Origin of the sequence: Rhodobium orientis, from assembly GCF_003258835.1 — a bacterium.
Classification (GTDB): domain Bacteria; phylum Pseudomonadota; class Alphaproteobacteria; order Rhizobiales; family Rhodobiaceae; genus Rhodobium; species Rhodobium orientis.
Genome location: NZ_NPEV01000017.1, coordinates 34,894 through 59,669 on the forward strand (window position 1 = coordinate 34,894; position 24,776 = coordinate 59,669).

Sequence of the window (24,776 nt, forward strand, 5' to 3'; positions counted from 1 at the left end):
GAACAAGCGGTGGAGGGCAGAAAATCTCCGCCTCTTGCCAACGACGCGGCTTGGCCCGGAGCGACCCAGAGCAAGGAGACGGATTCAATGCGCTTTTCAGGCAGGATTGCTTTGGTGACCGGCGCCGCCCACGGCCTCGGCCGACGCATGGCCCTCGATCTTGCAAAGGAGGGCGCGGCCGTTGCCGTCAACGACGTCAATGCCGATGCCGCCCGGCGAACGGCGGACGAAATCGTCGCCGCCGGAGGCAAGGCCGCGCCGGTGATCGCCGACGTCAGCGACAGCGCGGCTGTGGCGCGCATGGTCGAAGAGGTCGGGGCCGCATTGTCGGGGTCCCTCGACATCCTCATCAACAATGCCGGGATCGGCGATTTCGTGTCCTGGCCCGAGATCACCGATGCGAAATGGCGCCGGCTCATCGACATCCACCTGACCGGCACCTTCAACTGCTGCCGCGCCGTGCTGCCGGGCATGATCGAACGCCGCTACGGCAAGGTCCTCAACATCAGCTCCGTTGCCGGCAAGCGCGGCGATTTCCTCGGCAACGCCCACTACACGGCGGCCAAGGCCGGCATCATCGGACTGACGAAATCGCTGGCGGCGGACGTCGCGGCCAAGGGCGTCAACGTCAACGCCCTCGCGCCGGGCCTGGTGCGCACCGAGCTGACCGACGAGATGTCGCCGGAGTTGAAGGCGAACACCATCAGCCGCATCGCCATCGGCCGGCTCGGGGAGCCTGAGGAAATCTCCAATGCCGCCCTCTTCCTGGTCTCGGACGCCGCCAGCTACATCGTCGGCGAAACGCTGAGCGTGAACGGCGGCTCCTACATGGACTGACGGCTTCGCCGCTGCCAGGAAACGACCGGTCTTGACCGGATATCGACCGCCGGCAGTACGCGCCGCTCAGGACGGCGCGCCGACGTCTCCCAGGAGCATCTGGTAGTTGTCTTCGCTGTCGAGCGTCACCCGTGCGCCCTGCGGCACCTGGATCGTCGTCGTCGGCTCCTCGATGATCGCGGGCCCGTCCAGATAGTCGCCGGGTCTCAGTTCCGCGCCGAAATAGACCGGACACTCGACCATGCCCGAGCGCTCGTGCAGGTAGACCCGGCGGGCGAGCTTCGGCGTCGCCGGCCTCGATGTCGCCGCCGGCGTGCCGGCCGGCGTAATGCGGCCCGGGCGAACGCCCGTGGCGCGCACCTTCCAGGTGGTGAACTCCACCACGTCGCCGTCCATGCGCACCGAATAGACCCGCTCGTGCATGTCGTGGAAGGCGGCAACGAGGGCCTCGACATCGGCCTCGGTGATGTGGCCGTCCGTCGGCGTAAACGGCACCTCGATTTCCCAGCTCTGATAGCGGTAGCGCGCCAGGAAGACATAATCGAACCGCTGGCGCTCCAGCGGCACGCCGGCGCGGTCGAGAAACGCCTTGCCGGCGGCGTAAAGGTCGTCGAGCACGCCGTTCACCCGGGAAACGTCGAACGCATCGGAAGCATGGAGCTGGCTCGCCACTTCCTCGCGGCGCATGTCCGAGATCAGCCCGCCGAAGGCCGAGAGGCCCGCCGCAAAGCGCGGAATGAGGATCTCCTCGATACCCATCTCGCGCGCGATCTCGGCAATGTGCAGCGCCGTCGCGCCGCCGCCGACGACGATCGAGCTGTCGCGCGGATCGATGCCCTCCTTGACCGTCATGTCGGTGATCAGGCCGACCATGGTGTTGTTGGAGGTGGTGAAGATGGCATGGGAAAGGGCTTCGATGGTTAGGCCCAGCGTTTCGGCAAGAGGCGTCAGCACGCCCTCTGCCGCGTCCCGGTCGAGCGGCATCGAGCCGCCGAGAAAATGGTCCGGATCGAGATAGCCGAGCACCAGATTGGCATCGGTGATCGTCGGCTGCGTGCCGCCGCGACCGTAGCAGGCCGGACCCGGCACCGCGGCCGCGCTGTGTGGTCCGACGCGCAGCATGCCGCCGGCATCGACCCAGGCGATGGAGCCGCCGCCGGCACCGACGGAGCGCACGTCGATCTTGGCCATGCCCAGCATGTCCGGGCCGATCCAGGCCTCCGGCGAGACGACCGGGGCGCCTTCCCTCAGCGCCGAGACGTCGAAGGTGGTCCCGCCCATGTCGGCGACGATCAGGTTGCGGCCGGGAAGGAGCTGCTGGGCCGCCATCGGCGCCAGCGTCGGCCCCGACATGACGCTGTAGATCGGCCGCCGGATCAGTTCCTCCGGCGGCATCATGCCGCCCATGCAGTTGGCAAGCAGCAGGTCGTTGCCGTAGCCGGCGGCCTCCAGGGCGCCTGTCAGCGCCCGCACATAGCTGCTGACGATCGGCTGCAGCGAGGCATCGATGACGGTGGCGATGGTGCGCCGGTATTCGCGGCCGATCGGATTGAGTTCGTGGCTGAGCGTCACCGGCACTTCCGGCCACATATCGGCAATGATCTGCCGCGTCCTCAGCTCATGGGCCGGGTTGGAAATCGACCACAGATAGGCAACGCCGATGGCCTCGACATCGCCGGCCCTGAGCGCCGCCACGGCCGCCTCCACCGCGGCCTCGTCGAGCGGCTCCAGCTCGTTGCCGGCCGCGTCCATGCGGCCCGTGATGCCGAAGGTGCGCCCGCGCGCAACGTAGGGATCGGGGTAGTCGAGGCGCCAGTCGAAGACGGGCTTGGGTAGCGCCTCGCGGATGGTCAGCACGTCGAGATGGCCGGCATTGCAGAGATAGCCGGTGCGCGCCACCTTGCGCTCCACGAGGGCGTTGGTCGAGACGGTCGAGCCATGGACGATGCGGTCGACCTTTTGGAGGAAGTCGGCCAGCGTCATGCCGAAGCCTTCGGCCGATGTCTCGATCGCGTTCATGAAGCCGTTCTGGAACACGCCGGGCGTCGTCGGGACCTTGAAGATGTGGCGGCCGCCGTCCGGCGCCTCGACCAGGCAGTCGGTGAAGGTGCCGCCGATATCGATACACAATTCGTAAGTCATGCCTGTCCTCAGAGCGCCGCGCGGAGATCCGCGGTCGTGTTTTCATCAAGGTCCCAGTCGAGCGTTGCGCCGTTCCAGGAAACGGCGACGCGGTGAACGTCGCGGGCGCGCTCCGGGCTGACCCAGCCGCGCCGCACCGAGCGCAGGACGCGCTCCGGGTCGCGGGCGGCCGGATCGCCGTAGCCGCCGCCGCCGCAGGCGCGAAAGCGCACCGCCTCGTCGGCGGCGATCGTCGCATCGCCGAAGGCCGGCAGGGTGGTGACCGTGCCGTCGGCTTCGCGCCGCCAGTTGCCGGAGGTCGCCGCCGCCCCGCCGCCGGCAACGCCCTTTGCCGGGGTGACGTCGCCGTCCGAGCCCCAGTAGACGGTCATGGCGCCGCCGAGCGGGCGGAACGTGCCTTCGATGCCCGGCGCGCCGTCCCAGGTGCCCGGCCCGCCGGAATCCCGGGCGCAGCCGCGCTCCTCGATGACGATCGGGTACATGCCCTCGACGACTTCGACGGAATCGACCTGCATCTGGCCGCCGTCGCAGGCCGCCCCCGAGGACAGCCAGCCGTCATAGCCGTGCGAGGCACCGCCGCCGCCATAGCCGATGAAGACCTGGTTGACGAAGGGAAGGCCGCCGCGGGTCTGATCGTTGCCGGAGATCACGGCTTCGCCCAGCGCCTGGGAATAGGCGAACTCGCCCATGCCGTTGTTGGTCCCGATCTGGGCAAAGCACGATGCGACGGCCGCGATCAGCCGGCTGGTGAGATTGGTCGTCGCCACCGAGGTGCCGACCGGATAGCGCGGAATGCCAAGGGCACAGTTCTCGCGCAGCCGGATCCGGATGCGGTCGGCGCTGCCCTGGTTGTGCGGCAGGTCGGGGTTGAGGTTGTAAAAGACGCCGATCCGGCAGGACGCGGTGGCCGTCGCCTCGGTGAGGTTGAGACCTCCGGGAACGCAGTCGACATTGTCCGTCGTATCGACGGTGATCGTACCGGCATCGGGGTCGATCTCGACCTCCACATTGACCGGAATGCCGTCTTCGGCGACGCCCGGCACCGGATCGTGGCGGTTCTCGAACCGCCAGCGCCCCTTTGGCAGCTTGGCGATCTCGGCGGCCATCATCCGGTCGCCATAGTCCATCCATTCGCGGATGAAGGTCTTGATGACGTCCCTGCCGTAGCGCTCGGTCAGCTCCTTGAGCCGCCGCTCGCCGATGCGGCAGGCGCCGACCTGGGCGAGGTAATCGCCGTACCACAGGTCCGCGACGCGGATCTTGGTGCGACACATGCGGATGATGTCGGCACGGTCCTTGAAACCCTCCTGGATTCGCACGCAGGGAAGGTGCACGCCCTCCTCGTAGATGGTGGCTGCCTCGGTCAGGTACGTGGTCGGGATCGGCGCGCCGATATCGGCATGATGCGCCCGCGACAGGGTCCAGAACATCGGCTCGTCGTCGACGAAGACCGGGACGCACAGCGTCATGTCGGCGTGGTGCGAGTTGCCGGTGTAGGGGCAGTTGTTCATGAACGCATCGCCGGGCCGGATGTCGTCGAAGAACTCCGTCAACGGCTTGGTCGCCTGTTCCAGCGCGGCGATGTGGATCGGAATGCAGTCCTCCACGGACAGCAGCCGGTGGTCGAAGGTCAGGAGCCCGCAGGAAAAATCCTTGGAGTTCTTGATCACCGACGAGCGGCTGGCCTTCATCAGCGTGGCGTTCATTTCCCTGACGATCGCCGACAGTCGCGCCGACAGAACGGGCAACAGATGCGGCTCGAGCTGACTGCCTGCCGCCGCCTCCCCAGCCACTCCGGTCGCATTCGCCATATCCCGATCCCTTCCGTGAGATTTCCTATTGCGTGATCACAGATCACAGCATAGGGTTAAATACGGAAAGCGGACTCCGCAAGCGGAAAATCCCCCCTTCGCTGCCGAAAGACATCACCAGCAGGTTTGAGCACTTCAATGCCCGACACTTCCTATCCCGAGACGATCGGCCTTTTCGTCAACGGCCAGTGGATCGGCGCCAACGCGCGCGAGTCCTCTCCTCTTGTCGATCCCGGATCCGGCGCCGAACTCGGCCGCGTGCCCCACGCCACCGCCGCCGATCTCGACGCCGCCGTCGCAGCCTCGGTCGCCGGGTTCCGGGCCTGGAAGGCAAAGACCGCGCTGGAGCGCGCCACCATCATGATGCGCGCCGCCGACCTGATGGCCGAGCGGGTCGACAGCATCGCCCGGACGCTGACCCTGGAAAACGGCAAGCCGTTTACAGAGGCAAAGGGAGAGACGCTGTTTTCCGTCGACGCCACGAGGTGGTACGCGGAGGAAGGAAAGCGTGCCTACGGTCGCATCGTGCCCGGCCGCGTCGTCGGCCAGCGCCAGATGGTCTTGAAGGAGCCGGTCGGCCCGGTCGCCGCCTTCGCCGCCTGGAATTTCCCGGCCTCCAACGCCATCCGCAAGATCGCCGGGGCGCTCGGGGCCGGCTGCTCGATCATCCTGAAGGCGGCAGAAGAGACGCCGGGAACGGCCGTCGCCTTTGCCCGCTGCTTTCAGGAGGCCGGCGTGCCGGATGGCGCGCTGAACCTCGTCTTCGGCGTTCCCGACGACATCTCGGCACACCTGCTTGCCGCTCCGGAAATCAAGAAAATCTCGCTGACCGGCTCGACCCGGGTCGGCAAGCTGCTGCAGGCCCGCGCGGCCGAAACGCTGAAGCGGTCCACCATGGAGCTGGGCGGTCACGCCCCGGTCATCGTCTTTGCCGACGCCGACGTCGACCACGCGGTGGCGACCCTGACGGCGGCGAAATTCCGCAACGCCGGCCAGGTCTGCACCTCGCCGACGCGGTTCTTCATTCACGAAAGCATCTATGAGGCTTTTGCGGCAAAGATGGGCGCGGCGGCCGGCGCGCTGAATGTCGGGCACGGCCTCGACGCGCAAACGAAGATGGGCCCGATGATCGCGCCGCGCCGCCTGAAGGCGATGGCGGACCTCGTCGAGGACGCGACCCAGAAGGGCGCACGGCTCCTGACCGGCGGCCACGGGCTGGACCGCCCCGGCAACTATTTCGCCCCGACCGTCCTTGCCGACATCCCCGAGGACGCCCGGATCATGTCGGAAGAGCCGTTCGGACCGATCGCCTCGCTGACCCCGTTCGCCGAATTCGACGAGGTGATGACGCGGGCCAATGCCCTGCCCTACGGCCTTGCCTCCTTCGTCTTCACCCGCGACGGCGGCCTTGCCCAGCGCGCCGAACTCGCCCTTGAAGCCGGCCTCGTCGGCGTCAACCACACGGGCATTTCGACGCCCGAAACTCCGTTCGGCGGCGTCAACGAATCCGGCTTTGGCTCGGAAAGCGGCATGGAGGGCCTGGAGGCCTACCAGCGCGTCAAATTCGTCTCCGAGGTCTTCCCGTGATCGCCGCGTCCACTCCTGCCTGTAAGAAACGTAACTTTCTTTCTGGGTCAAAATCGCCAAGATGGAAAAATGTTATCAAAAATAACAAAACCGGATGGCGGGTCGCGGCCACCCGCGCGACGGAACAGGAAAGTGGTGCCAGATGGGGCTGAACGAGCGGCAGATGACGACTGAGGACGGATCCGTCGAGGCGGCCGCGCCGCGCCCGGCGCGCATTCTGGAGGTCAACCGCCTCGTCCACACCTTCGGCGATTTCACCGCCCTTAACGACGTCAGCCTCAGCGCCAACAGCCGCGAATTCGTCACCCTGCTCGGGCCGTCCGGCTCCGGCAAGTCGACGCTCCTGCGCATCCTTGCCGGGCTGGAACTGCCGACAAGGGTCGATGCCCTGATCCTCGACGGCCACGACGTCGCCGACGTGCCGGCCAACCGCCGGAACGTCGCCACCGTCTTCCAGCATTACGGCCTGTTCCCGCACCTGAACGTGCTTGAGAACGTCGAATACGGCCTCCGGGTGCGCAAGGTCGCAAAGGCCGAACGGCGCCAGCGCGCCCTGCGCATGCTGGAACAGGTGCAGCTCGCGGACTTCGCCCATCGCAACATCGCAAAGCTCAGCGGCGGCCAGAAGCAGCGCGTTGCGCTCGCCCGCAGCCTGGTGCTGGAACCGGTGATCCTGCTCCTCGACGAGCCGCTCGGCGCGCTCGACGAGAAGCTGCGCATCGACATGCAGGTCGAGCTCCTGCAGCTCCAGCGCAGCCTCGGCATGACCTTCATCTACGTGACCCATTCCCAGGAGGAGGCGCTGACCATGAGCGACCGCATCCTCCTGATGAACCAGGGCCGCATCGTCCAGGAAGGAACGCCGGAAGACATGTTCGACCGCCCGGCGAGCCGCTTCGCGGCCAGCTTCATGGGCATGGAGAACATGTTCGAGGCCGTGGTCGCCGAAGTCGGGCCGGAGACCATCACGGTGACAGCCGACGGCGTGACCTTTTCCGGCATCTGGGCCGCCAAAGGCGCGCCGGCCGCCGGCGACCGGGTCTGCTGCGCCTTCCGCTCAGAAAAGGTCCGCATTGCCGGCGACGGCGCGCCCGAGCCCGGCCTCAACCGGATCGAGGGGAGCCTGGAAAGCCGCATCTACAAGGGCAAATATCTCGACATCACCTACCGGACCGCGATCGGACCTTTACGCATGCGCGAGTGGGACGCCCATGCCGTGACCGACGAGGCCGTCCGGATCGAATGGCGCGCAAGCCAGACGATCCTCTTTCCCGCCAACGAACAATAATCCGCCTCCAATCACCAACAGAGGAACCATCCGCATGACCACTTCCAAGATCTCCTCCCGGCTCTCACGCCGCTCCGTCCTGAAGGGGGGTGTCGCCCTTGGCGCCGCCGCCCTCGCCGCCCCCTATTACGCCCGCAACGCCTTTGCCGCCTCCGGCAAGGTCCGGGTGCTGGGCGTCACCACCTGCGCCCTGCCGAACTGGGACGGGTTCGCCAAGGACACCGGCCTTGAGATGGACTTCGTGGCGATCAATTCCGACCCCGGCCTCTACGTCCAGGAAGTCGTCGCCAACGAGGCCGGCGACGACTACGACATCTTCATCTTCGACGGCGGCATCGAGGACCGGCTCGGTGCCTCCGGCCATTTTCAGGTGCTCGATCCCTCGGCCATGGAGCTGTGGGGCGACGTCTCGGCCGACGTCAAGTCGAGCCCGCTCCTGCAGGGTGTCGACGGCGCCCAGTACGGCGCGCCGATCGTCTTCAACGCCGACAGCTTCGGCTACTGGGTCGGCGACGTCGCCGCCGCCGACGAGGAGCTGTCCTGGGGCATGGTGTTCGAGAACGAGAAGATGCTCGGCAAGATCTCGCTGGAGGACACCTGGCTGACCACCCTGCCGAACGCCGCGCTCTACCTCCTCGGCAAGGGCGCCAAGATCGGCGATCCCTCCAACATGACGCCGGAAGAGGCGAAAATGGTCGCCGACTTCCTGATCGAGCGCAAGAAGGCCGGCCAGTTCCGCGCCTTCTGGCATTCCTACGAGGAATCCGTCGACATGCTCGGCAACAAGGAAGTCCTGATCGAGGAATGCTGGGAGCCGGTCGTCAAGCAGTTGCAGCGCGACGGCAAGGACGTCGTCTACGCCAACTGCAAGGAAGGCTATTCCAAGTGGATGATCGGCGCCTACCTGCCGAGCCAGGCCGAGGGCGAGCGCCTTGAGAAGGCCTACAAGGCCATCGACTGGTTCCTCGGCGGCGACTACGGCGCCCAGATCGCGGTCAACCAGGGCTATGCCACGGCCAACCCGGCGGCATCCCTGAAATTCGCCACCGACGCCGGCTGGGACGCCGATAAGATCGGCGCCATCGAGGCCAACATGGCCAAGGTGGAGCGCAAGATGGCGCTGCCACACTACTGGCAGAACTCCTCGCCCGAACATGTCGAGGCGATCGAAGCCGAGTGGTCCCGCTTCAAGCAGGCCTGATCCCCTCATCCGAAGTCCGGTCCGGACGCCTCCCCGCAGCCGGGGGCGTCCGGCCGACCATGCGTCCCGGAGGCGGGGCGCCGTCGTCGTTACGAGGTCCGCCGGTGTTTCGACCCCCGACACAAGTCGACCCCAAGGGGCATGGCTCCTTCGTTTTGATCTGGAGCTTCGCCGCGCTCCTGCCCGTCGTCGGGCTGGTTCTGTGGTCAGTCCTCAGCATGCAAAACTTCCGGCTGGTCTGGGAGCCGTCGCTGCAGGCCTATTACGACGTCCTCGCCTCCGGGCGCTGGGAGGTGACGGTGCGCACCCTCCGGATCGCCGCTATCGTCACCCTGATCGAGATCGTGCTCGCGGTCCCCTTCGCGCTTTGGATCGCCAAGGGCACGCGCTCGATCGCCGTGCGCACCACCTGTCTCGGACTGTTGACGATCCCGTTCTTTTTGAGCCTTGCCTCGCGCACGATCGTCTGGCGCGGCATCCTTGGCCTCAACGGGCCTCTCAATGCGGTCCTCATGCATCTCGGCATCGTCGATCAACCGCTCGACTGGCTGTTGTTTTCCGAATTCTCGGTCGTGCTCGGCCTCATCGGCCCCTATTTCCCGCCGATGGTGTTCCCGCTGTTCCTCGCCTTCGCGCTCATCGACGACGAGGTGCTGGAAGCCTCCAAGGACCTCGGCGCGCCGCCCTCCTTCACCTTCCTCCACGTCATCCTGCCGCTCGCCATGCCGGGCCTTGGCGCCGGCATCGTCTTCACCTTCGTGCCGATGATCGGCGATCCCGTGGTGCCGGCCCTCCTCGGCGGCGGCAACGTCATCGTGCTGTCGGCCTCGGTGCAGAGCCTCCTCAGGATCCTCAACTACACCGTCGCCGCGGCCCTCTCGGTACTGATGCTGGCGATCCTCGTTGCCATCATCGGCGCGGCAGGCGCCCTCTCGGCGCGCATGGCCAGGGGGCGCCTCGCATGACCCGGCGCCCCGGCATCAACCTCATCCCGCACTGGTCGGAACGCCATAGCTGGAAGCGCCTCGGCCTCGTCGCCGGCGTCATCGCCCTTGCCATCATCTACCTGCCGATCCTGTGGCTCGTCGTGATGTCGTTCAGCGCAGAACCGCTCAGCGGCTTCCCCGGCCCGTTCACGCTGGAATATTACCGCGAGCTGATGGCCCAGCCGGACTGGATCGGCCCGCTCCTCAACAGCCTGGCGATCGCCGCCGGCGTCTCCGTCGTCGCCATGGTCACGGCGACCGTCGTCGGCCGCGCCATCCCGCGCATCGGCCGCGGACGCTTCGGCATCGTCGGCATCATGCTGTTGCCGATGATGATCCCCGGCGTCGTCATCGGCACCGCGCTGTTCCTCTATTTCCGCGTCGCCCTCGACATGAAGATGGGCCTGTGGTCGCTGTTCCTCGGCCATTTCGTCTGGGCCTATCCGTTCGCGTTCCTCTCCGTCCTCATCGTCGCGCTGCGCTTCGATAAGGTGCTGCTCGACGCCGCCGCCGATCTCGGCTCCGGGCCGATCGAGCGGTTCTGGCGGATCGAGCTGCCGCTGATCAAGGACGGCGTCATCGCCGGCGGCCTGTTCTCGTTCCTCCTCTCCTTCAACGAGATCGCCCGCTCGATCTACCTGAAGGGCCGCACCGAGACCCTGCCGATCTATCTCTGGCAGCAGGCCGCCTCGCACTCCTCCCACATCTCGCTCATCTTTCCCCTCAACGTGTTGATCCTTTTGGCCTCGATCCTGATCGTCAGCCTGGCCTTCTGGGTCCTGTTCGGCCGCGCCAAGGGGTGAGCGAAACGACAAGGAGCTTTCCATGTCCGCCATCGACGACCTCCTCGACCGCGACCGCAAAGCCGTTGCCGGCATCGAGAAGCTGCGCTTCTTCCCCATAGCGCTGGAATCCGGCAAGGGCTGCTGGCTGACCGAGGTCGGCGGCCGCAGGCTTCTCGACCTCTCGGCCACCTGGACCGCCTGCGGCCTCGGCCATGGCCACCCCAAGATCATCGAGGCAATGACCAGGGCCGCGCAAACGCCACCCGGTGCCGGCGGCCTCTCCGCCGTTCACCCGGACTCTGTCGGCTTTGCCGAGGAGTTGCTGGACTTCACCCCCGGAGACGGCGACCGCCGGGTCTATTTCGGCCATGCCGGCACGGACGCCAACGACGTCGTGTTCAGGGCCGCGCGCATGGCGACCGGCAAGAAGCGGATCGTCACCTTCAAGCTCGGCTACCATGGCGGCCTCGGCGTCTCCATGCGGGTCTCCGGCGTTCATATCGACGGCGGCACCGAGCCCGATCCGGACCTTTATCTAGCCACCTATCCGAACCCCTTCCGGCCCCATGCCGACGGACCCGATCCAGTCCAGGCATCGCTTGAGGCGAGCATCGCGGAAATCGATGCCGAGCTTACCAAGGGCGACGTCGCCATCCTGATGGCCGAGCCGATCCTCTCCGACGGCGGCATGATCGTGCCGCCGAAGGGGTTTCTCAAGGCGCTGTCGGAGACCTGCAAGAAGCACGACGTCCTGCTCTCCATTGACGAGGTCAAGATGGGGCTCGGACGCCCGGGCGTGCGCCACGCCTTCCAGCTCGACGGCATCGTCCCGGACATCGTCACCTTCGGCAAGCTGATCGGCGCCGGCCTGCCGCTGTCGGCCGCCGTCGCTCCCGCCTGGGTGATCGACGGCCCGCCCGCCGCCGCGCTGCTCACCACCGCCGGCAACCCGATCTGCACCGCCGTCGGCCGCCAGGTCATGCGCACGCTGGTGGAGGAGGACATTCCCACCCGCGCCGAACGGGCCGGAACCCGGTTCATGGCGGGGCTGCGCGAGGTCATGGAGACGAGCCCGGTGATCGGCGACGTCCGTGGCGCCGGCCTTGCCATCGGCCTGGAACTGGTCACCGACAAGGAGACCAACGCCCCGGATGCGGCGCTCGCCGCCAAGGTCGTCTACCGCGCCTTCGAACTCGGCGCCGTCGTCCACTATGTCGGCGGCAACACGCTGGAGATCACGCCGCCGCTGATCATTCCCGACGAGGAGGTCGACATCGCCGTCGATATCCTCGGCCGGGCGATTGCGGACGCCGCGGCGGGGAGGGTCTCTGACGAAGCGGTGGCGCCCTTCGCCGGCTGGTAAGGCCAAAAGCCTTTCCAACGAAAAAGCCCGGCACATCCGCGCCGGGCTTTTTTGCATGCAAAGGACAGGCGGAGACGCGCGAGGCGTCCCACCCTTTTTGCCGTCAACCGATCAGCCCGTCTGCCTTGTAGCTGTCGGCAACCGCATCGACGGACGCTTTCACGCCCGCCACCAGCGCCTCGACGTTTTCCTCGGTCATCGACAGCGGCGGCGACATCGCAATCACGTCGCGGTGCGGCAGGGTGCGCACGAGGATAAAATTCTCGTAGCCCTTGGCCTGCACCTTGCCGGCGGTCTTCAGGGTGAGGTCGAAGGCTTCCTTCGTCGCCCGATCCCTGACGAATTCCAGGCCGATCATCATGCCCTCGCCGCGGATGTCGCCGACGATCGGGCTGTCGCCGATGGTCTCCTTGAGCCGCTTCTTCAGCAGCGCGCCCATCTTCGCGGCGTTGCCGACCAGGTTCTCCCGCTCCAGGATCTCGATATTGGCGAGCGCCGCGGCCGCGCAGGCCGGATGGGCGGAATAGGTGAAGCCGTGCCCGAAGCTCGCCATCTGCGGCGCGGTCTCTTCCAGGACGGTCCAGATCTTGTCGTTGATGACGCTTGCCGACAGCGGCAGGTAACCGCTCGAAAGCCCCTTGGCCATGGTCATGATGTCCGGGCGGATGCCGTAAAACTCCGAGCCGAAACGGGCGCCGAGCCGGCCGAAGCCGCAGATCACCTCATCGGCAATCATCAGCACGTCGTATTTGTCGAGGACCGCCTGGACCTCCTGGAAATAGTTCTTCGGCGGCGGCAGCACGCCGCCCGTGCCCATCACCGGCTCGGCGATGAAGGCGCCGACGGTGTCCGGCCCCTCTTCCAGGATCAGCTTTTCCAATTCGCCGGCAAGCAGCCTGGCGTAGTCCGGCTCGCTCATGCCCTCCGGCTTGTCGCGGTACATGTCGACGGAGCGCGTGTAGCGGATTTGCGGCAGCGGCAAGTCGAACTTCTGGTGATAGACCGGCATGGCGGTCAGGCTGCCGGCGCCGATGGTCACGCCGTGATAGGCGCGGTCGCGGGATATGATCTTCTTCTTGTCCGGCTTGCCGCGCAGATTGTTGTAGTACCAGACGAGCTTGATGTTGGTGTCGTTGGCGTCCGAGCCGCCGGAGCCGAAGATCACCTTGCTCATCCCTTCCGGCGCCCAGCGCAGCACCTTGTCGGCGAGCCGGATCGAGGGCTCGTTCGACATCGACGTGAAGGAATGGAAGAACGGCAGCCGGCTCATCTGCGCGTTGACCGCCTCGACGATCTCCTTTCGCCCGTAGCCCACATTCACGCACCACAGACCGGCCGCGCCGTCGAGGAAACGGTTGCCCCTGGTATCGGTGACATGGACGCCGGAAGCCTCCGCCATGATCCGCGGGCCGTTGGCGAGATGGTCGGCAATGGAGGTGGCGGGATGGAGCAGGCAGGCCTTGTCCATCTCCTCAAGCGCCAGATTGTGCGTGGGATTGTGATTCATCGGGAACTCCGGGGTGGGAACAGTTGCCCTACTGTAATCAGTGATCACAAATCACACAAGCAGGATCACGCCCTGTCCCCTGCGGAATTCCGCAAAAAATCAGGAGCCGTCGGTGGTGCGGATAAGAAAATCCATGCCGTCGCGGATGTCGCGCTCAAGTTCCAATCGCGCGGTCTTGCCGTCGCTGCGGGCGATCGCTTCAACGACCTGGTCGTGCCGGTCGATCTCGGCCTGGTGGCGCACATCGGTCTGGAACAGGTGCATGAACGGCCCGATCTGCAGCCACAGCCGCTCCACCAGGTCCATCAGCGGCACCGAGCCCGCCGCCTCGACGATCTCGAACTTGAACTTCTTGTTGGCGCTGACATAGGCGTGGGCATCGCCCGAGAGCGAGGCCTCGGTCAGCGCCTGGGCGAGCTTCCTCAGCTTCGCCACCACCCGTTCGTTGGCCCGGCTTGCCGCCATTTCCGCCGCCCTGCCCTCAAGCAGCGCGCGCAGCTCGAACCGCTCCAGATATTCGTCGCGGGTCATTTCCGGCAGTTCGATGCCGCCGGCGGCGTTCTGGGTGACGATCCGTTCCGAGACCAGCCGGGTGAAGGCCGCCCGGACCGGCATGGCGCTGACGCCCAGTTCCTCGGCGATGCCGCGCACGGTCAGCCGCTCGCCGGGTGCAAACCGCCCGGCCATGATCGCGGCGCGCAATTCGCCATAGACGCGATCGTGCAGTGTTTCCCGGCTAATCTTGTGGAACCGCGTCCTGGACATCCTACCAACATATATAAGTGTGATTTTTGATCACATAATGAGGAATAGCCTTTTTTACCACGCTCTTCCAGTCGTTGCGGCCATATTTTCCAACGAAAGCGGTTTCAACACCGCGATTCTTCGCCTCGCCCTGCGGCGGATCGAACGGGCGGGCGTCCGGACCGGCTTAGCGGCCTCCGGACGCGCCCGGAGTGTCCTCCACACCCGTGACCTCTGCCGGCGCCGGCGACAGGGTCGCGATCCGCTCCGATATCCGTGTCGCCTCCCGGTCGTCATGGGTAACGACCAGCGCCGTGACGCCGCGCGCCTCCACGATGCCGCGCACCAGCGAGTGCATCTGCCGGGCAAGGTCGCCGTCGAGCGAGCTGAACGGCTCGTCGAGGATGAGGAAATCGGGCTCGGTCACGAGCGCGCGGGCGAGCGCCACCCGCTGGCGCATGCCGCCGGAGAGCTGGCGCGGATATTTTTCCGTATCGGCCGCGGAAAGCCCGACGGAGGACAGCATCTCGCCAGCCCGCTTCCGGCGCTCTGCCGCCGGCACCCCGTCGGCCTTCAGCGCGAAGCCGACATTGGCGAGCGCCGTCCGCCAGGGAAGCAGGAGCGGGTCCTGGAACATGATCGCCGCCCGCTGGAAACCGCGTTCGATGCGGCCGGCATCCGGCTGGAGCAGCCCGGCGACGATGGCGAGCAGCGTGCTCTTGCCACAGCCTGACGGTCCCATCAGCGTGGTTATGCCGCGTTCCGGCACGGCAAGGTCGATGCCGGCGAGCACCGGCACATCGCCGTAGGAAAAGCGGACGCCGTCAAGGATCAGCGCATCGCTCATGGCGCGGGCGTCCCGGTCTCGCGCCACAGCTCGGCCCGGCGCTGGAACGGCTGCAGCAGGATCCGGTCAACGACGATGAGGACGACGACGAGGACGACCACCCAGGCCATGGTCTCGGCCGTATCGACCCGCGCCCGCGCCGCGGCGAGCCCGTCGCCGATGCCGCCGACGCCGGAGAGAAGCTCGGCCATCACCGACACCTTCCAGGACATGGCGAGCGTCGCGGTAAAGGCCGGAAAGAGATGGCTCAGCATGTGCGGCGCATAGACGTCGAGGGCCATGGCAGCAGGCGGCGCGCGGTAGGCCCGCGCCATCTTCGCCAAGTCGCCGTCGAGGCTGCGCGCCCCTTCCGCCGCCGCGGCAAAGACGATGGGCGCCGTGACGACGGCAACGGTGAAGACGACGGCCGAATGGCCGGGAAACCACAGGAGCGCCAGCACGATCCAGGCGATCGCCGGAACCCCGAGAAGGATGATTGCGACGGGCCTGAGCGTGAAGCGGATGTCGTCGACGAGCCCGGCCAGCGTTCCGGCAAGAACGCCGACAGCAACACCGACCACCCAGCCGCCGGCCGCATGGAAGGCAGTGGCGGCAAGCGCCGGCCCGACCTCCCCCGCCAGCGTCATACGCCAGAGCGCCGCTATCGTCTCGCCGAGGCCGGGCAGCACCAGCGACCCGTAGGCAAGGTGCCCGGCCTGCCAGAGCACGAGCAGGAGGGCGATGCCGAGGGCGGCAAAGAGCACCGGTCTCGCGCCGCGCCTGTCTCCCCTCTTGCCCATTCCCACGTCAGCCCCAATAGAAGGAATCGTCCGGCTTCCTGCCGCCGACGATGCCCGGATTGAGGCTCATGAGGTTGTCTAAATAAAGCTCGATGTCCTCGCGTGCGTCTTTTGCCGAGGCAACGTTTAGCCGGATAAAGGGTAGCGATTTGGCGATCAGCGGCGCCGGCAGGGTCAGCGTCTGTGCCGTCAGCGTCCCGGCCTCCTGCTGGTTCTCCAGCACCCATTTGCCGGCATCGACGGTCGCGGCGTGGACGGCGGCGACCACCTCCGGATGGGCCTCAAGGAATTCCTCGCTGACGGCGAGCCCGACCTGCGGGATCTTCGGCCCGCGCCCCGTGTGCCTGCCATAGGCCTCGGTGATGTCTATCGCCCGGCGGATCGGCACGTTGGCCTTCGCCGCCCGCATCAGGGCCGCCGTCGCCGCCGGCTCGTGCAGGAGCGCGACGTCGCCGCGCCCGGCAAGGAACAGCGGCACCGCCTCGCCGGGCGAGCCCACATAGTCGAGGCTCACATCCTTGTCCGGATCGAGCCCGGCCCAGCTGAGCACCAGCCGGAACAGCAGGTCCGGCGCCTCGTTCTTGTTGGACAGCAGCACGTGCTTGCCGGCGAGGTCCTCGATCGTGGTGATGTTCTCGTCCCGGGCCATCACGTAAAGAAGCCCCCAGGTCACCACATTGACCATCACCGTCCCGGCCCCGCGATTGTGGAAATTGGCCGCGGCATAGGTCGAGGTTGCGAACATCTTGAAGGCGCCGGTAGCAATGCCCGCCCGCATCTGGTCCGTGCTCTTCCAGACGTCGAACGTGGTGCCGGGCGCCGCCGCCTCGATGGCGCCGGACGCAACTGCCCGCGCGAACACGGCCGACGGCGATGCCGGAATGCCCCAGAGCGTCAGCGGCTCGGCCAGCGCCGGCGCCCTAGCAAGGGCGAGACCGGGATTGAGGGCGGCAACGCCGGCGGCGCCGAGGCCGCGAAGGAGGCTGCGCCGGTCGATACCGGCCGAGAAGGAAAAGGACATGGGCTGAAGCTCCTTTTTTCCGGCATGCGGGCGTCCTCGCGGCAAGGCCGGCGAAAGACGGTTCGGCGTGTGCCGACGGGCATCTCAAGGACTTGGGCTTGCACTGGTCTGACAACGATTTGCAGCCGATGCAAGGGGGCGCGACATGGCGACGCCCGGCGCCCATCGAACCGACCCGGAAAAGGCATTCCTGCAGCGCCGGTTTTCGTCGAAAAACCGCCCGTTTGGGGCCTGTCAGCGATGGTTGCAGGCGCCTTCCGGAAACCCCGCCTGCGACATAAGGGATTGATCTAACACAAAGCGATTTCGGGCATGCTGTGTGATGGTTTCGGGCGCGATGAGCGGTGTTCCTCCAGCCGCGGAATCGCCCTCTCGGAACGAAGGCTCGCGGGCTCTTCGGCCTCGGTGACATGCCGGCGCATGGTCACCGCCCCGGAAGATACGGCGCGCTTCGGATCGAGGTCACCCTGCTGGATCGAGGTCACCATGGCACAGGTCGCATTTGGCGTATGGGACGGCGTCGTTCATGACGCCAGCAAGCGCGCCGGCGACGCGCAATCGTCCATCTCCGCGCTGAAGAATTTCAACGAATTCGACGACGGAAACCCGATCCGCGCCTTCTTCGGCGATCGCGGTTTCTTCGTCTTCGACGAAACCGTCAGCCTCGTCGACGGCCTGTTCCACTACATGAACAAGGCGGCCGAAGAGTCCTGCGGCGCCTGCACCCCGTGCCGCATGGGCACGGTGCTGGTGCGTGACGCGCTCGATGCCATGCGCCGTGGCATCGATTCCCCGCTCGACTTCGACGAGATCGAGATCCTCGGCGAGCAGATGACGGAGACCTCGCTCTGCGGCCTCGGCAAGACCTGTTCGGTCGCCCTGCTCGACGTCATCCGCAACTTCCGCGACCGCATCGAAAAGGAGGTCGCCGTCAAGCGCCCGATCCGCGCCCAGCACGGCATGGCCTACATGACGGCCCCTTGCATCGAGGCCTGCCCGTCCAAGATCAACGTGCCGCGCTACATCGACTACATCCGCGACGGCAAGCCGGAGAACTCCCTCGGCGTCCTCTTGCAGAAGTACCCGATGGCCGCCACCTGCGGCCGCGTCTGCGTGCGCTATTGCGAGGAGGCCTGCCGGCGCAAATTCGTCGACGAGGCCGTCGGCATCAAGACCCTGAAGCGCTACGTCGCCGACCAGCAGAAGGGCCCGAACGCGCTGAAATTCACCCGCGACATGATCAGGAAACCCCTCGCCGACGGCATGCGTGTCGCCGTCGTCGGCGCCGGCCCGGCCGGCATTTCCTGCGCCTATCACCTGCTCCTCCAGGGCTACCATGTCGACCTGTTCGAAAAGCACGAACAGGCCGGCGGCATGGCCCAGATCGGCATCCCCAGCTATCGCCTGCCGAAGGACACGCTGGCGATGGAGACCGATATCATCGCGGCCCTCGGCGGCCGCTTCCTGTTCGGCCAGCAGCTCGGCCGCGACTTCACCGTCGAGGACCTCTTCGCCCGCGGCTACAAGGCCGTCTTCCTCGGCCTCGGCTGCCAGGCCGGCACCGCGCTCGGTGTCGAGGGAGAGGAGCATGCCCGCGGCGGCTACCACCGCGGCATCGATTTCCTCCTCAAGGTCCACGACCACGTCGCCGGGGTCCGCAACCTCGACCTGTCCGGCGAAGTGGTCGTCGTCGGCGCCGGCAACGTCGCCATGGACTGCGTGCGCTCGGCCGTGCGCCTCGGCGCCGACAACGTCCACGTCGTCTACCGCCGGACCCGCCAGGACATGCCCGCCGACGACGAGGAGATCGTTGCCGCCGACCACGAGGGCATCCATCTCCACACGCTGACCAACCCGACCCGCATCCTGACCGAAGACGGCAACGTGGTCGGTGTCGAACTGGTCAAGATGGAGCAGACCGAGCCGGACGAGAGCGGCCGGCGCAAGGTGCGGCCGATCCCTGGCACCGAATACACCATCCCCTGCGATACCATCGTCGCCGCCATCGGCCAGCAGGTCGAGGACGAGGCCATGGTCGAGAGCGACGGCATCGCCTTCAACCGCTGGAAATGCGTGGAGACCGACGATGCGCTCCTGACCTCGCGGCCCGGCGTCTTTGCCGGCGGCGACTGCGTCACCGGCCCCTCGACCCTGATCTATGCGATGTCCGCCGGCCTGCAGGCCGCGCGCAACATCAACGACTGGATCCAACTCGGCACCATTCGCTTCTTCAAGCGCACCCGCATGCGCCAGCTCCTGGAGGACAACAGGATCCTCGCCAACGACGTGGTCGAGACGCCGGTGCGCGCCGCCTACCGGGTGCACAATCCGGCCCTCGACCCGGAGCTACGCAAGCACATGTTCGGCGAGGTCGAGCAGACCATCTCCAACCGCGAGGCCTATGCCGAGGCGCAGCGCTGCATGCGCTGCTACCGGGTCTATTCCGTCATCACCCAGCATTCCATTCCGGAAGGGGCGGTCTGAGCCATGTGGACCATCGACAACGAGGTCATCGGACGCGATCCGGCCGAGGCGACGGTCTCGCTGACCATCAACGGCAAGGCCTGCACCGCCTTTCCGAACGAGACCATCCTGCACTGCGCCCGCCGCCACGACATCTACATCCCGACGCTGTGCGAGCTCGACGACATCGACCACACGCCCGGCACCTGCCGGGTCTGCATCGTGGAGATCGTCCAGGCCGGCCGGGAGATCGAGCAGTTCGTCACCTCCTGCAACACGCCGGTCGGCGAAGGCATGGTGGTCCAGACCCGCACCCCCAAGGTGCGCGCCATGCAAAAGCTCCAGGTCGAGCTCCTGATGGCCGACCACCTGCAGGACTGCGCCACCTGCACCCGCCACGGCGACTGCGAATTGCAGGACCTCGCCCAGTTCGTCGGCCTGAAGGAAAACCGCTTCTTCGACCGCCAGCGTACCGAGGCGCGCGAGGTCGACGAATCCTCCCCGGCGCTGATCCGCGACATGCGCCGCTGCGTGCGCTGCCAGCGCTGCGTCGCCGTCTGCCGCTACCACCAGGAGGTCGACGCCCTCGTCATGTCGGGCACCGGCGTCAACCGGCTGGTCAGCCTGCGGCACGGCTTCGAGCAGGCGAGTTCCACCTGCGTTTCCTGCGGCCAGTGCGTGCTGGTCTGCCCGACCGGGGCGCTCGGCGAGCGCGACGAGACCGACCGCGCGCTCGACTATATCTGCGATCCGGAATTCACCACCGTGGTGCAGTTCGCACCGGCCGTGCGCGTCGCCTTCGGCGAGGAGTTCGGCATGCCCCCCGGCACCAACGTGCAGGGACACGTGATCGCCGCCTGCCGCAAGATCGGCGTCGACGTGGTGCTCGACACCAACTTCGCCGCCGACGTGGTCATCATGGAGGAAGGCATCGAGCTCCTGGAGCGGCTGAAGGCCGGCCGAAAGCCGACCTTCACCTCCTGCTGCCCGGCCTGGATCAACTTTGCCGAGATCCACTATCCGGACATCCTGCCGCTGCTGTCCTCCACCAAGTCGCCGCAGCAGGTGCTCTCGACCCTGGCCAAGACCTACCTGCCCGAAAAGCTCGGCGTTCCGCAGGAGAAGATCCGGGTGATCTCCATCATGCCCTGCACCGCCAAGAAGGACGAGGCGGTGCGCCCGCAGCTCGCCATTGGCGACATGCCGGAGACCGACGTGGTGCTGACCACCCGCGAATTCGCCCGGCTCCTGCGCCGCGAGGGCATCGATCTGAAGGACCTGGAGCCGTCCGAGTTCGACAACCCCTATATGAGCGAGTTCACCGGCGCCGGCGCCATCTTCGGCACCACCGGCGGCGTCATGGAAGCGGCCGTCCGCACCATCTACGCCGTCGTCAACGGCGAGGAGCTGGAGGATGTCGAGCTGACCCAGCTTCGCGGCTTCGAAGGCGTCAGGACGGCGACCGTAAACCTCGGCGGGCCCTTCGGCGACGTCAAGGTCGCCATGTGCCATGGCCTCGGCGACACGCGCGCGCTCGTTGAAAAGGTCCGCAGCGGCGATGCCGATTTCGATTTCATCGAGATCATGGCCTGCCCCGGCGGCTGCGTCGACGGCGGCGGCTCGCTGCGCTCCAAGAAGGCCTACCTGCCGCTGGCGCTGGCCAGGCGCGAGACGATCTACAATGTCGACCGGACCCGCAAGGTGCGCCAGTCCCACAACAACGAGCAGGTCAAGACGCTCTACCGCGACTTCCTCGATGCGCCGAATTCGGAAAAGGCGCACAAGCTGCTGCACACCCACTATTCGGAGCGCAGCCGCGACATGCACCAGACGGTGAAGGAGGTCTGGGACGACATCACCATGAGCACGATGCTCTACTGAGCGGCGAGCGATCCGCCGCCGGAGGCAAGCCCCTCGCCCGACTGCCGTACGACCTCGGCGATCTGCCGGAACTGGTCGGCAAGCGGGCTGGTCTTGCGCCAGATCATGCCGACGGTGCGCGACGGGCGCGGCGCGTCGAAATGGCCGATGGCGACCGGCGCGGAGCGGGTCTCCACGGCGACGGCCATTTCCGGAATGAGCGTGACCCCGATCCCGGCGCCGACCATCTGCACCAGCGTCGACAGCGAGCTGGCGTCCAGCCCCTCGCGCGGCCGCGCCGTCTGCATGTTGCAGAAGGCGAGCGCCTGGTCGCGGAAGCAGTGCCCCTCTTCCAAAAGCAGGAGATGCATGTCGCGCAGGGTCTGAGGCCCGGGCATCGGCGCATCGGCTTCTGCCTCCGGCCGCACCAGCACGAAATCCTCGGAAAACAGCGCCACCTCCGTCAGCGACGGCTCGGAGACGGGCAGCGCGACGATCGCCGTGTCGATGCGCCCCTCGGCCAGCTCCGCCACCAGGCGTGACGTCGTCGTCTCGCGCACATGGATCTGCAGACCCTCGTGCAGACGGGTCAGGTTGCCGATCAGCGTCGGCAGCAGATAGGGCGCGATGGTCGGGATGACGCCGATCCTGAGCCCGCCGACGAGGCGCTCGCGCGAGGCCCTGGCAAGGTCGGCCAGTTCGTCGACGGACCGGAGGATTCCGTTCACCCGCTCGGCCACTTCCTCGCCGAAGGCCGTCAGCCGCACCTGGCGCGCGTTGCGCTCGAACAGCACCGCCCCGAGCCCGTCCTCCAGCTCCTTGATCTGCATGGACAGCGCCGGCTGCGAAATGGCACATGCCTCGGCTGCCCGTTTGAAGTGTCCGTGGCGCGCCAGCGCGTCAAAATAGCGAAGCTGCTTCAATGTCATATGGATCATAAGGTCAGCTTATCGCAAATATCAGAAAATACAAATTTATCTGATGGGCTGTATTCAATAGAATGATTTTAGAAAAGGTTGGAGCGCCGGGGTCGTCGACTCCCCCGGCAACCGCCCGGCGGCGGGATGCTCCGGAAAAAACAGTCCATCCGGCACGGCAGCGTGCCACCCGGCCGGTCCCTTTTTGCCGGCCGCGGGCAGGAACAGGACGGCGGCGGAATTTCCCGCCCCGAAGAACGGTCCCGGCCCGACGAACGACCCATTCGCTCAGATGCATCCAGATAGACGGGAGAGAAACATGGACGTCAAAACAGACAAATCGAGCCAGACCGGCGGCTGTCCGGTCGCCCACGGCGTCACCAACGCCAGCATGCGGTCCAACCGCGACTGGTGGCCGAACCAGCTTAACCTGAAGATGCTGCACCAGAATTCCGAATTGTCCGACCCCATGGGCAAGGGCTTCGACTACGCCGAGGAATTCAAGAAGCTGGACCTGAAGGCCGTCAAGGAAGACCTCTATGCCCTGATGACCGACAGCCAGGACTGGTGGCCGGCCGACTACGGACACTATGGCGGCCTGTTCATCCGCATGGCCTGGCACTCCGCCGGCACCTACCGCACCGGCGACGGCCGCGGCGGCGCGGGCGCCGGCCAGCAGCGCTTCGCCCCGCTCAATTCCTGGCCGGACAACGGCAACCTCGACAAGGCCCGCCGCCTGCTGTGGCCGATCAAGCAGAAATACGGCAACAAGCTCTCCTGGGCCGACCTGATGGTCCTCGCCGGCAACTGCGCCATCGAATCGATGGGCGGCAAGACCTTCGGCTTCGCCGGCGGCCGCCCGGACGTGTGGGAGCCGGAAGAGGACGTCTACTGGGGCGGCGAGGACGAGTGGCTGGCGACCAGCGACCACGAGCTCGCCCGCTATTCCGGCGACCGCGAACTGGAGAACCCGCTGGCGGCCGTGCAGATGGGCCTCATCTACGTCAACCCGGAAGGCCCGGACGGCAACCCCGATCCCCTCGCCTCGGCCAAGGACATCCGCGAGACCTTCGCCCGCATGGCCATGAACGACGAGGAGACCGTGGCGCTGACCGCCGGCGGCCACACCTTCGGCAAGACCCATGGCGCCGGCCCCGTCGACAACATCGGCCCGGAGCCGGAGGCCGCACCGCTGGAAGCCATGGGCTTCGGCTGGCTCTCCACCTGGAAGAGCGGCAAGGGCGTCGACGCCATCACCTCGGGCCTGGAAGGCGCCTGGACGCCGAACCCGATCCAGTGGGACATGGGCTATTTCGACGTCCTCTTCAAATACGACTGGGAAAAGACCAAGAGCCCGGCGGGCGCCTGGATCTGGCAGCCGGTCGGCCTTGAGGAAGCGGACATGGCGCCGCAGGCGGACGGTTCGGGCAACAAGGTCCCGATCATGATGTCGACCGCCGACATGGCCATGAAGCTCGACCCGATCTACGGGCCGATCTCCAAGCGCTTCCACGAGAACCCGGAAGAGTTCGCCGATGCCTTTGCCCGCGCGTGGTTCAAGCTGACCCACCGCGACATGGGTCCGAAGTCGCGCTATCTCGGCCCGGAAGTGCCGCAAGAGGACCTGATCTGGCAGGATCCGATCCCCGACGTCGACCATGAGCTGGTCGACGCCAAGGACGTCGCCGACCTGAAGGCGAGCATCCTGGCTTCGGGCCTTTCGGTCTCCGAGCTGGTCTACACCGCCTGGTCGTCCGCCTCCACCTTCCGCGGCTCCGACAAGCGCGGCGGCGCCAATGGCAGCCGCATCCGCCTTGCCCCGCAGAAGGACTGGGACGTCAACCAGCCCGACCAGTTGGCCAAGGTGCTGCAGGTCCTGGAAGGCATCCAGAAGGACTTCAACGACGCCCAGTCCGGCGGCAAAAAGGTCTCGCTCGCCGACCTGATCGTGCTCGGCGGTGCGGCTGCCGTCGAAAAGGCGGCCAAGGACGCCGGCCATGCCGTGGAGGTTCCGTTCACACCGGGTCGCATGGACGCCTCGCAGGACCAGACCGACGTCGAATCCTTCGACGTCATGGAGCCCGCCACCGACGGCTTCCGCAACTACGCCAAGGCCAAATACACCATCACCGAAGAGGAGCTGATGATCGACAAGGCCCAGCTCCTCAACCTGACCGCGCCGGAAATGACGGTGCTGGTCGGCGGCATGCGGGCGCTTGGCGCGAATTACGGCAACTCGCCGCACGGTGTCTTCACCGACCGTCCGGGCACCCTGACGAACGACTACTTCGTCAACCTGCTGGACATGGGCACCGAGTGGAAGGCGACCTCGGAAGACGAGGACCTCTTTGAGGGCCACGACCGCAAGACGGGCGACGTCAAATGGACCGGCACCCGCTGCGACCTCGTCTTCGGCTCCAACTCGCAGCTCCGCGCGCTGTCCGAAGTCTACGGCCAGGCGGATGCTTCCGAGAAGTTCGTCAAGGACTTCGTTGCGGCCTGGAACAAGGTGATGGACGCCGACCGCTACGACGTCGCGTAAATCGCATATCCGAACACACCCGGGCGCGGCACGCTGCGCCCGGTCATCGCAAGGAACAAGGCGGCGTTTCACGGCAGTGGAGCGCCGCTTTCTTTT

At 66.5% G+C, this 24,776-nt stretch carries 18 protein-coding genes; 10 read left to right on the plus strand and 8 right to left on the minus strand.

All coding sequences use genetic code 11. The features are described 5' to 3' along the window. Positions 1-114: 114 nt before the first annotated feature. A complete protein-coding gene (locus tag CH339_RS09925; protein WP_170138472.1) occupies positions 115-837 on the plus strand; it encodes an SDR family NAD(P)-dependent oxidoreductase in 723 nt (240 codons plus the stop codon). Positions 838-903: 66 nt separating this feature from the next. Here the strand turns inward: CH339_RS09925 and CH339_RS09930 are convergent, their stop codons facing one another. Together CH339_RS09930 and CH339_RS09935 are read right to left on the minus strand one after the other, a co-directional pair. Continuing rightward, a complete protein-coding gene (locus CH339_RS09930) occupies positions 904-2,979 on the minus strand; it encodes a hydantoinase/oxoprolinase family protein (RefSeq protein WP_111434202.1) in 2,076 nt (691 codons plus the stop codon). Between the two features lie 8 nt (positions 2,980-2,987). Further along, positions 2,988-4,790, minus strand: a complete 1,803-nt coding sequence (locus CH339_RS09935) for a hydantoinase B/oxoprolinase family protein (protein ID WP_111434203.1) — start codon at positions 4,788-4,790, stop codon at positions 2,988-2,990. Positions 4,791-4,928: 138 nt separating this feature from the next. On the opposite strand from CH339_RS09935, the gene CH339_RS09940 reads away from it, so the two are divergent. From CH339_RS09940 to CH339_RS09965, 6 genes are all read left to right on the plus strand, one after another. Beyond that, entirely contained in the window at positions 4,929-6,377 is a 1,449-nt protein-coding gene (locus tag CH339_RS09940; protein WP_111434204.1) for an NAD-dependent succinate-semialdehyde dehydrogenase, read from the plus strand. Between the two features lie 163 nt (positions 6,378-6,540). Beyond that, positions 6,541-7,665: an ABC transporter ATP-binding protein gene (locus CH339_RS09945; protein WP_170138473.1), complete on the plus strand. Its 1,125-nt coding sequence runs from the start codon at positions 6,541-6,543 to the stop codon at positions 7,663-7,665. Between the two features lie 34 nt (positions 7,666-7,699). Beyond that, positions 7,700-8,866, plus strand: coding sequence for an ABC transporter substrate-binding protein (locus CH339_RS09950; protein WP_111434228.1), 1,167 nt, complete (start codon positions 7,700-7,702; stop codon positions 8,864-8,866). Positions 8,867-8,970: 104 nt separating this feature from the next. Continuing rightward, positions 8,971-9,831 carry an ABC transporter permease gene (locus CH339_RS09955; RefSeq protein ID WP_170138474.1) on the plus strand — a complete coding sequence of 287 codons (861 nt, stop codon included), beginning with the start codon at positions 8,971-8,973 and terminating at the stop codon, positions 9,829-9,831. Further along, on the plus strand, positions 9,828-10,655 hold the full coding sequence (locus tag CH339_RS09960; RefSeq protein WP_111434207.1) for an ABC transporter permease: 828 nt from the start codon (positions 9,828-9,830) through the stop codon (positions 10,653-10,655). The genes CH339_RS09955 and CH339_RS09960 overlap by 4 nt, the downstream gene beginning before the upstream one ends. 22 nt (positions 10,656-10,677) lie before the next feature. Further along, entirely contained in the window at positions 10,678-12,000 is a 1,323-nt protein-coding gene (locus CH339_RS09965; RefSeq protein ID WP_111434208.1) for an aspartate aminotransferase family protein, read from the plus strand. A 103-nt stretch (positions 12,001-12,103) separates the two neighbouring features. On the opposite strand, the gene CH339_RS09970 is transcribed toward CH339_RS09965, so the two are convergent. The 5 genes from CH339_RS09970 to CH339_RS09990 form a co-directional block, all read right to left on the minus strand. Continuing rightward, positions 12,104-13,507 carry an aminotransferase gene (locus CH339_RS09970; RefSeq protein WP_111434209.1) on the minus strand — a complete coding sequence of 468 codons (1,404 nt, stop codon included), beginning with the start codon at positions 13,505-13,507 and terminating at the stop codon, positions 12,104-12,106. 99 nt (positions 13,508-13,606) lie between these two features. Further along, positions 13,607-14,272, minus strand: coding sequence for a GntR family transcriptional regulator (locus CH339_RS09975; protein ID WP_111434210.1), 666 nt, complete (start codon positions 14,270-14,272; stop codon positions 13,607-13,609). A gap of 166 nt (positions 14,273-14,438) precedes the next feature. After that, positions 14,439-15,098 carry an ABC transporter ATP-binding protein gene (locus tag CH339_RS09980; RefSeq protein ID WP_244669149.1) on the minus strand — a complete coding sequence of 220 codons (660 nt, stop codon included), beginning with the start codon at positions 15,096-15,098 and terminating at the stop codon, positions 14,439-14,441. After that, on the minus strand, positions 15,095-15,877 hold the full coding sequence (locus CH339_RS09985; protein ID WP_111434211.1) for an ABC transporter permease: 783 nt from the start codon (positions 15,875-15,877) through the stop codon (positions 15,095-15,097). Before CH339_RS09985 ends, CH339_RS09980 begins: the two co-directional genes overlap by 4 nt. A gap of 7 nt (positions 15,878-15,884) precedes the next feature. Next, entirely contained in the window at positions 15,885-16,898 is a 1,014-nt protein-coding gene (locus tag CH339_RS09990) for an ABC transporter substrate-binding protein (RefSeq protein WP_111434212.1), read from the minus strand. Between the two features lie 486 nt (positions 16,899-17,384). On the opposite strand from CH339_RS09990, the gene CH339_RS09995 reads away from it, so the two are divergent. Continuing rightward, positions 17,385-19,382, plus strand: coding sequence for an FAD-dependent oxidoreductase (locus tag CH339_RS09995; RefSeq protein ID WP_111434229.1), 1,998 nt, complete (start codon positions 17,385-17,387; stop codon positions 19,380-19,382). A gap of 3 nt (positions 19,383-19,385) precedes the next feature. After that, positions 19,386-21,242 carry a [FeFe] hydrogenase, group A gene (locus CH339_RS10000; protein WP_111434213.1) on the plus strand — a complete coding sequence of 619 codons (1,857 nt, stop codon included), beginning with the start codon at positions 19,386-19,388 and terminating at the stop codon, positions 21,240-21,242. On the opposite strand, the gene CH339_RS10005 is transcribed toward CH339_RS10000, so the two are convergent. Next, positions 21,236-22,159, minus strand: a complete 924-nt coding sequence (locus CH339_RS10005) for a hydrogen peroxide-inducible genes activator (RefSeq protein WP_111434214.1) — start codon at positions 22,157-22,159, stop codon at positions 21,236-21,238. The genes CH339_RS10000 and CH339_RS10005 overlap by 7 nt on opposite strands. A gap of 298 nt (positions 22,160-22,457) precedes the next feature. Here CH339_RS10005 and katG point away from each other — a divergent pair, with 298 nt between their 5' ends. Then, positions 22,458-24,680: a catalase/peroxidase HPI gene (gene katG, locus CH339_RS10010; RefSeq protein ID WP_111434215.1), complete on the plus strand. Its 2,223-nt coding sequence runs from the start codon at positions 22,458-22,460 to the stop codon at positions 24,678-24,680. Positions 24,681-24,776: the final 96 nt, after the last annotated feature.

Bases quoted from the DNA above. Each gene is read 5' to 3' on its own strand.
- CH339_RS09930 (WP_111434202.1), bottom strand. From the start codon at position 2,979: ATGACTTACGAATTGTGTATCGATATCGGCGGCACCTTCACCGACTGC.
- CH339_RS09935 (WP_111434203.1), bottom strand. From the start codon at position 4,790: ATGGCGAATGCGACCGGAGTGGCTGGGGAGGCGGCGGCAGGCAGTCAG.
- CH339_RS09940 (WP_111434204.1), top strand. From the start codon at position 4,929: ATGCCCGACACTTCCTATCCCGAGACGATCGGCCTTTTCGTCAACGGC.
- CH339_RS09945 (WP_170138473.1), top strand. From the start codon at position 6,541: ATGACGACTGAGGACGGATCCGTCGAGGCGGCCGCGCCGCGCCCGGCG.
- CH339_RS09950 (WP_111434228.1), top strand. From the start codon at position 7,700: ATGACCACTTCCAAGATCTCCTCCCGGCTCTCACGCCGCTCCGTCCTG.
- CH339_RS09960 (WP_111434207.1), top strand. From the start codon at position 9,828: ATGACCCGGCGCCCCGGCATCAACCTCATCCCGCACTGGTCGGAACGC.
- CH339_RS09965 (WP_111434208.1), top strand. From the start codon at position 10,678: ATGTCCGCCATCGACGACCTCCTCGACCGCGACCGCAAAGCCGTTGCC.
- CH339_RS09970 (WP_111434209.1), bottom strand. From the start codon at position 13,507: ATGAATCACAATCCCACGCACAATCTGGCGCTTGAGGAGATGGACAAG.
- CH339_RS09975 (WP_111434210.1), bottom strand. From the start codon at position 14,272: ATGTCCAGGACGCGGTTCCACAAGATTAGCCGGGAAACACTGCACGAT.
- CH339_RS09980 (WP_244669149.1), bottom strand. From the start codon at position 15,098: ATGAGCGATGCGCTGATCCTTGACGGCGTCCGCTTTTCCTACGGCGAT.
- CH339_RS09985 (WP_111434211.1), bottom strand. From the start codon at position 15,877: ATGGGCAAGAGGGGAGACAGGCGCGGCGCGAGACCGGTGCTCTTTGCC.
- CH339_RS09990 (WP_111434212.1), bottom strand. From the start codon at position 16,898: ATGTCCTTTTCCTTCTCGGCCGGTATCGACCGGCGCAGCCTCCTTCGC.
- CH339_RS09995 (WP_111434229.1), top strand. From the start codon at position 17,385: ATGGCACAGGTCGCATTTGGCGTATGGGACGGCGTCGTTCATGACGCC.
- CH339_RS10000 (WP_111434213.1), top strand. From the start codon at position 19,386: ATGTGGACCATCGACAACGAGGTCATCGGACGCGATCCGGCCGAGGCG.
- CH339_RS10005 (WP_111434214.1), bottom strand. From the start codon at position 22,159: ATGATCCATATGACATTGAAGCAGCTTCGCTATTTTGACGCGCTGGCG.
- katG (WP_111434215.1), top strand. From the start codon at position 22,458: ATGGACGTCAAAACAGACAAATCGAGCCAGACCGGCGGCTGTCCGGTC.